6 protein-coding genes are annotated in these 6,169 nt (G+C 71.5%); 4 read left to right on the forward strand and 2 right to left on the reverse strand.

All coding sequences use genetic code 11. The annotated features are described in order from the left end of the window. From ABD194_RS21225 to ABD194_RS21240, 4 genes are all read left to right on the forward strand, one after another. Positions 1-720 (forward strand): carbohydrate ABC transporter permease (locus ABD194_RS21225; protein ID WP_343995243.1); only part of this gene is annotated, 720 nt, incomplete at its 5' end. Then, positions 717-1,544 (forward strand): carbohydrate ABC transporter permease, encoded by an 828-nt coding sequence (locus ABD194_RS21230; protein WP_343995245.1) that lies wholly within the window; start codon positions 717-719, stop codon positions 1,542-1,544. The genes ABD194_RS21225 and ABD194_RS21230, both read left to right, overlap by 4 nt. A 9-nt stretch (positions 1,545-1,553) precedes the next feature. Continuing rightward, a complete protein-coding gene (locus tag ABD194_RS21235) occupies positions 1,554-3,878 on the forward strand; it encodes a family 43 glycosylhydrolase (RefSeq protein WP_343995247.1) in 2,325 nt (774 codons plus the stop codon). Further along, a complete protein-coding gene (locus ABD194_RS21240) occupies positions 3,875-4,915 on the forward strand; it encodes a glycoside hydrolase family 43 protein (protein WP_343995249.1) in 1,041 nt (346 codons plus the stop codon). The genes ABD194_RS21235 and ABD194_RS21240 overlap by 4 nt, the downstream gene beginning before the upstream one ends. A 3-nt stretch (positions 4,916-4,918) precedes the next feature. Here the strand turns inward: ABD194_RS21240 and ABD194_RS21245 are convergent, their stop codons facing one another. Then, positions 4,919-5,611, reverse strand: a complete 693-nt coding sequence (locus ABD194_RS21245) for a zf-HC2 domain-containing protein (RefSeq protein ID WP_343995251.1) — start codon at positions 5,609-5,611, stop codon at positions 4,919-4,921. Continuing rightward, complete coding sequence (locus ABD194_RS21250) at positions 5,608-6,096, reverse strand: sigma-70 family RNA polymerase sigma factor (RefSeq protein ID WP_343995253.1); 489 nt, start codon at positions 6,094-6,096, stop codon at positions 5,608-5,610. The genes ABD194_RS21245 and ABD194_RS21250 overlap by 4 nt, the downstream gene beginning before the upstream one ends. Positions 6,097-6,169: the final 73 nt, after the last annotated feature.

Here is a 6,169-nt window from a genome sequence, read left to right on the forward strand (position 1 = left end):
GACCTGCTCGACAGCAGCTCGCCGCAGTTCCAGCCGTTCTGGCACGGCATGAGGGCGACCGCCATCTTCGTCGTCATCAGCGTGCCGTTCCTCGTGACGCTGCCGCTGCTGCTCGCGATCCTGCTCAACCGCAGGTTCCCCGGCCGGACCTTCTTCCGGGCCGTCTTCTTCGCGCCCTTCGTCCTCGGCGTCGCCGTGGTCGGCCTGATGTGGCGCTACCTGCTCGACCCGTCCTTCGGCATGGTCAACGGCATGCTCGGGGCGCTCGGCCTGCCGGACAGCACGGCGTGGACCACCGAGCAGCCGTGGGCGTGGATCTCGCTGGCCTTCGTCACGGTGTGGTGGACGATCGGCTTCAACGCCGTCATCTATCTCGCCGGGCTGGCGGACATCCCGGTCGAGCAGTACGAGGCGGCCGACATCGACGGGGCCAGTGCGTGGCAGAAGCTGCGCTACGTCACGCTGCCGGGCCTGCGGCCGGTGCTCATCTTCGTCGTCATCACGACGGTCCTCGCCAGCGCCAACATGTTCGGCCAGAGCTACCTCATCACCAAGGGCGGCCCGGGCGACTCGACGCGCACCGCGATCATGGAGATCACCGACCTCGGCCTCTCGCAGTACCGGATGGGCCAGGCCTCGGCCATGAGCTACGTGCTCGCCGTCTTCCTCGCCCTCATCGCGCTCGTCAACTTCTGGCTGCTGAGGGAGAAGAAGTCGTGAAGCGTCGCAACGGACCCCTCTTCTGGGTCGGCATGACGATCCTCAGCCTCATCTTCATCGGGCCGCTGCTGCTCGTGCTGCTCACGGCGTTCAAGTCGCAGAGCGAGTCCCGCACGGTCCCGCCGACCTACTTCCCGTCGCAGCCGAGCCTTCGCGCCTTCGACGTCCTCTTCTTCCAGGACGCCGCGAGCCCGGTGATGAGGTGGTTCCTCAACTCGCTGATGGCGGCGACCCTGCACGCCCTGCTCGTCCTCGTCGTGTGCTCGCTCGCCGGCTATGCCCTGGCGCGGATGGAGTTCCGCTTCAAGAACGTCATCTTCACCGCCATCATCCTGACCCTCTTCGTCCCCGGCTTCATCTTCCTGATGCCGAACTTCCTGCTGCTCGACAAGCTGGGCTGGCTCGACCAGATCTGGGCCCTCGTGGTCCCGGGTGCGGCCGGTGCCTTCGGCGTCTTCTTCATGCGCCAGTTCTTCCAGGGCCTGCCCAAGGAGTTCGAGGAGAGCGCCCGGCTCGACGGCGCAGGACCCTTCCGCACCTGGTGGTCGATCGTCCTGCCGAACGCCCGGCCGGCCCTCGTCACCCTCGGCGTGCTCAGCTACCTGACCAACTGGAACGACTTCATCTGGCCGATCTACGTCCTGTTCTCACCGGAGCGACTCACGCTTCCCGCCGGCCTCAGCCGGCTCCAGGGCGCCTACACGATCGACTACCCCGTGGTGATGGCCGGCGCCATGCTCGCCGCCATCCCCGTCCTCGCGCTCTACGTCTTCGTGCAGCGCTACGTCATCGAGGGCGTCGCCAGCAGCGGCGTCAAGGGCTGAGGAGTCCGTATGCGTCCCCTGACCTCCCTGAGAGGCCGCACCGTCAGGCGCGGAACCGCCTGTCTCGCAGCCCTCGTCGCGGCAGTGGGCCTGACGGCCGTGGCCCCCGCTGGTGCCGTCGGCGCCGGTGCCGCTCCCTCGGCACCGCGCGACACGGCATACGAGAACGCGGTGTCCGACTCGTTCTCGGACACGTTCGCCGACCCGTCCGTGATCCGCGGGCGGGACGGCTGGTGGTACGCGTACGCCACGTCCGACCCGCTCAAGGCCGGTGACCCGCCCGGGGCGATGCACATCGCCCGCACCCGCGACTGGTCGAGCTGGCAGTACCTCGGCACCGTCTTCGACGGCAGCAACCGGCCGTCGTGGGCGACCTCGACCGCGGGCCTGTGGGCGCCCGACATCCGTTACGTCGCAGGGCGCTACGTCCTCTATTTCACGGTCACCGACACGACGCTGGCCCCCGGCGACGACTCGGCGATCGGCGTCGCGACGGCGCCCACGCCGGCGGGGCCGTGGACGGCGACGAACGCGCCGGTGGTCCCGCCGCGCCCGGCCCCCGGTGGTGGCTACCTCTGGACCTTCGACCCGGCGGGGTTCACCGACAGCGACGGTCAGCGCTACCTCTACTTCGGCAGCTACTTCGGCGGACTGTGGGTCACCAAGGTCTCGGCCGACGGCCTGACGCGCGTCGGCGCAGCGACGCAGGTGGCGATCGACAACCGCTATGAGGGCTCCTACGTCGTGCGGCACGGCGACTGGTACTACCTGATGGGCTCGGCGGCCAACTGCTGCGCGGGCCCGACGACGGGCTACTCCGTCTTCGCCGGCCGCTCGAGGTCGCCGCTCGGGCCGTTCGTCGACGCCGAGGGCACGTCACTCATGACCTCGCGCGTCGGCGGCACGATCACCCTGACGCAGAACGGCAACCGCTTCGTCGGCGCCGGCCACCACGCGGTCATCACCGACGCCGAGGGCCGCGACTACATCGCCTACCACGCCATCGACCGCGACAACCCGTGGCTCACGACGCCCTTCGGCATCAACCGTCGCCCGATGCTGCTCGACCGGCTCGACTGGGTGGACGGCTGGCCGCGGACCCGCGCGGGCAGGGGACCGTCCGACATGCCGCAGCCGGCGCCCGCCCTGGCCTCGAGCCTGGGGATCACGCCGACCGACCCTGCAGCCGGCGGCGGCTTCGCCCGTCTCGCCGAGGGCCCGACGGACCCGGTCACCGGAGCCACCGGGCTCGTGCACGGCACCGCGTCGACGGTCGCTCCCGCGCCCGCGGGTCCGCTGCACGTGCGGCTCGACCACCGCGGCACCGAACCGCTGCGCGTCATGGTCGGGCGCAACCCGTCGGTCACGGTCACCCTCGACCCGAAGGGCGGCCGCCTCACGGCCCAGGCCGACGACGGGGGCGCGGTCCGCTCGGCGACGACCACCCTGCCGCCGCTCCCGGCCGGCGCCTGGCGGACGCTCACCGTCGAGGCGACGGCCGACGGCCTCACCGCCGAGGTGACCGAGAGCGACCTCGCCGACGTCGCCGCTCGTGTCCACGTCGACGGTGACGCCCGTCCGGACGCCGCGCCGGTGCGCCTCAGCAGCAGCAACGCGTTCGTCGACAACGTCGTGGTCAACCCGGCCGCGGCAGACGCGCCCGCAACGGCGCCGGTCCCGCAGGCCGGTGCGCTGATCCAGTCGGAGGACTTCGACGACCCGAGCCTCGCCGGCTTCACGTGGGTGCGGCGCAACCCCGCCGTCACCGTGTCGGGCGGCAGCCTGCGCTGGCCGGTCGAGGGGACCGACCTCGTCGGCGGCGGCAACACCGCGGGCGTGCTGCTGCACGACACCCCGGGCGACGGAGACTGGATCGCCGAGGCCAAGACGACGCTCGACCTCGGCGTCGACACCGTCCGCAACTACCAGCAGGTCGGGCTCGTCGCGTACGAGAACGACGACGACTTCGCCCGCCTGTCGAAGGTCGCGATCTGGAACACCCGCCAGACCGAGTTCGGCCGTGAGACTGCGGCCGACCCGAAGAACCCGGGCGGCCCGACGAGCTACGGCGGCGCCATCGTCGGCACCGCCGCACCGACGCTGTGGCTTCGCCTGGCCCACCACGAGGCGGCCTCCGGCGAGCACCTCTACCGGGCCGGCACGAGCCGTGACGGCGTGCACTGGACGTGGGGGGCGACCTGGACCTTCCGTCCCGGCACGAACCCGCGGATCGGGCTCGTCGCCCACGGCGGTGCCTCGCCGGCGGTCGTCGCCGAGATCGACCACCTGCGGTTCTACGCCTCCACCTGGCCGAGCGACCCCGGAGCAGGATGAGCGGCGCTCGGACCCAGACCGCGAAAGCTGCCCTCGCAGCCGTCACCCTCGCAGCCGCCCTCCTCGGCGGCTGTGGGGGCGCCGGCCCCGACCCCACCACCGGAGAGACCGTGACGACACCTGCCAGCGCCGCCGAGCAGGCCGCGACGAACCCCGTCTGGCCGAGCAACTTCCCCGACCCCCAGGTCATCCGGGACGGCAGTGGATGGGTCGCCATCGCGACCAACGGCAACGGGATGAACGTGCAGACGCTGCACAGCGACGACCTCGCGACGTGGACCCAGGGCAGCGACGCCCTGCCGCAGCTGCCGGCGTGGAGCACCAAGGGCAAGGTCTGGGCGCCGGAGGCCCACCGCTTCGGCGAGAAGTGGGTCCTCTACTACACGACGATGGCGCCGGACCCGTCCATCCAGTGCATCAGCCTCGCCGTCGCCGACAAGCCTGACGGCCCGTACCAGGACACGAGCACCAAGCCGCTCGTGTGCGAGGAGGGCCAAGGTGGCTCGATCGACGCGTCACCCTTCGTGGCAGCCGACGGAACGGCCTACCTCTACTGGAAGAACGACGGCAACGCCGTCGGCATGGACACGTGGATCTCGGTGCAGCGGCTGTCCACCGACGGGCAGCGGCTCCAGGGCAAGCCGAAGCGCCTGATCCGCCAGGACCTGCCGTGGGAGGGCCAGCTCGTCGAGGCGCCGTTCGTCTGGGAGCGCGACGGTGTCTTCCACCTCTTCTACTCCGCCAACGACTACGGCAGCGACAAGTACGCCGTGGGGCACGCCACCGCCTCGTCGCCCACCGGGTCGTTCACCAAGGACCCCGACCCCGTGCTGACGAGCACCGACGTCGCCGCCGGCCCGGGCCACTGCGCGCTCTTCGAGAAGGACGGCAAGGTGTTCATGGTCTACCACGCGTGGTCGCCCGACGCGATCGGCGACGAGGTGCCCGGCCGCACGATGTGGCTGAGCGAGGTCACCTTCGACGGCGTCAAGGTCTCGGTCACGCCGCCGAGCACCCAGCTGCCGAAAGGCCTCTGACGCTCAGGTTCGGGCCGACGCGAGCACCTTCCCGCTCTCCGTCCGCACTTCCAGTGACCGGATCTCACTGGGGGACAAGGCGGTCGCTCCCGTCACGCGGGAGTAGCCGCCCGGCGTCGCGTGCCACGAGGCCGCGATCACGGCGCGGCCGGAGCGGTCCACGACCCAGAGGGCCAGCTCGCCCTGCGTCGGCATGTCCTCGCAGTCGATGTCGATCTGCGTGCCCCAGCCGCGGGTCACGAGAGCGAGGTCGACGCGTACGCCGCTGCCCGCCACGGGGGCGGCTGCGACGTGCGTCGTCGGCGGGGCGGGAGCGCTCGAGCCGAACAGCTGCGGGCCCAGCCACGCGCCTCCCGCGAAGAGCACGGCCGCGACCGCCGCTGCCACCGCCGACAGCCAGCGGCGACGGTGCCGCCGGCGCCGGCCCACCTCGTCGAGCAGCCGGACGACGTACTCCCCTTCCGTGGGCTGCTCCCGGGGCGCGGACTCGCCGCGGACCGCACTTGTCAGGAAGGGGCCACCCTCCGGCCCGGCCAGGTCCAGCAGACGCGGCAACCCCGACACCTGCCCGAGCTCCGCCTGGCAGCGGCCGCACGTGCGCAGGTGCTCGCTGAAGGCGCTGTGCTCCTCGTCGGAGAGCCCGCCGAGCACATAGGCGCCCAGCAGCACGTGCCGCTCGTCCGAGCCGGTGGTCATCTCGTCACTCCCATCTCGTCGAGGACGGCGCGCAGGTTGCGCACCGCGTAGTAGGCGCGGGACTTGACCGTTCCCTCCGGCACGCCGACCCGTTCGGCGGTCTCGGCGACGGTGAGCCGTTCGTAGTAGAGGCAGCGCACGATCTCGCGGTGGTTGGACTGCAGCCGGCCGAGGGCCTCCTCGACGAGCACCTGGTCGAGGGCCCGGTCGAGCGCCGAGTCCCGCTCGGCGACGTCGACGAGCTGTGCCTGCTGCGGGCGCCGCCCGGCTGCGCGGTGCTGGTCGACGATGAGGTGCCGGGCCGTGGTGATGAGGTACGCGCGCAGGTTGTCGGTGTCGGGCGCCTGCCGCCAGACGCGCAGGATCACCTCCTGGACGATGTCGTCCACGCGGTTGGCGTCGCTGGTCGCCCGCCACACGACGCGCCGCAGCATCGGCCCGTGCTCGCGGTAGATCGCCGCGACCGCATCCTCGTCGAGCGGCATGCCGCAGCCACCTCCTCATCACGTGCTCTCTGCCCCAAGACGCTCGCGCAGCCGGTCCGGTTCACGTCGGCAC

Source organism: Terrabacter terrae, from assembly GCF_039529575.1.
Lineage (GTDB): Bacteria > Actinomycetota > Actinomycetes > Actinomycetales > Dermatophilaceae > Terrabacter > Terrabacter terrae.

Coding starts and splice junctions, on each gene's coding strand:
- ABD194_RS21250 (WP_343995253.1), bottom strand. CDS start 6,096: ATGCCGCTCGACGAGGATGCGGTCGCGGCGATCTACCGCGAGCACGGG.
- ABD194_RS21245 (WP_343995251.1), bottom strand. CDS start 5,611: ATGACCACCGGCTCGGACGAGCGGCACGTGCTGCTGGGCGCCTATGTG.
- ABD194_RS21240 (WP_343995249.1), top strand. CDS start 3,875: ATGAGCGGCGCTCGGACCCAGACCGCGAAAGCTGCCCTCGCAGCCGTC.
- ABD194_RS21235 (WP_343995247.1), top strand. CDS start 1,554: ATGCGTCCCCTGACCTCCCTGAGAGGCCGCACCGTCAGGCGCGGAACC.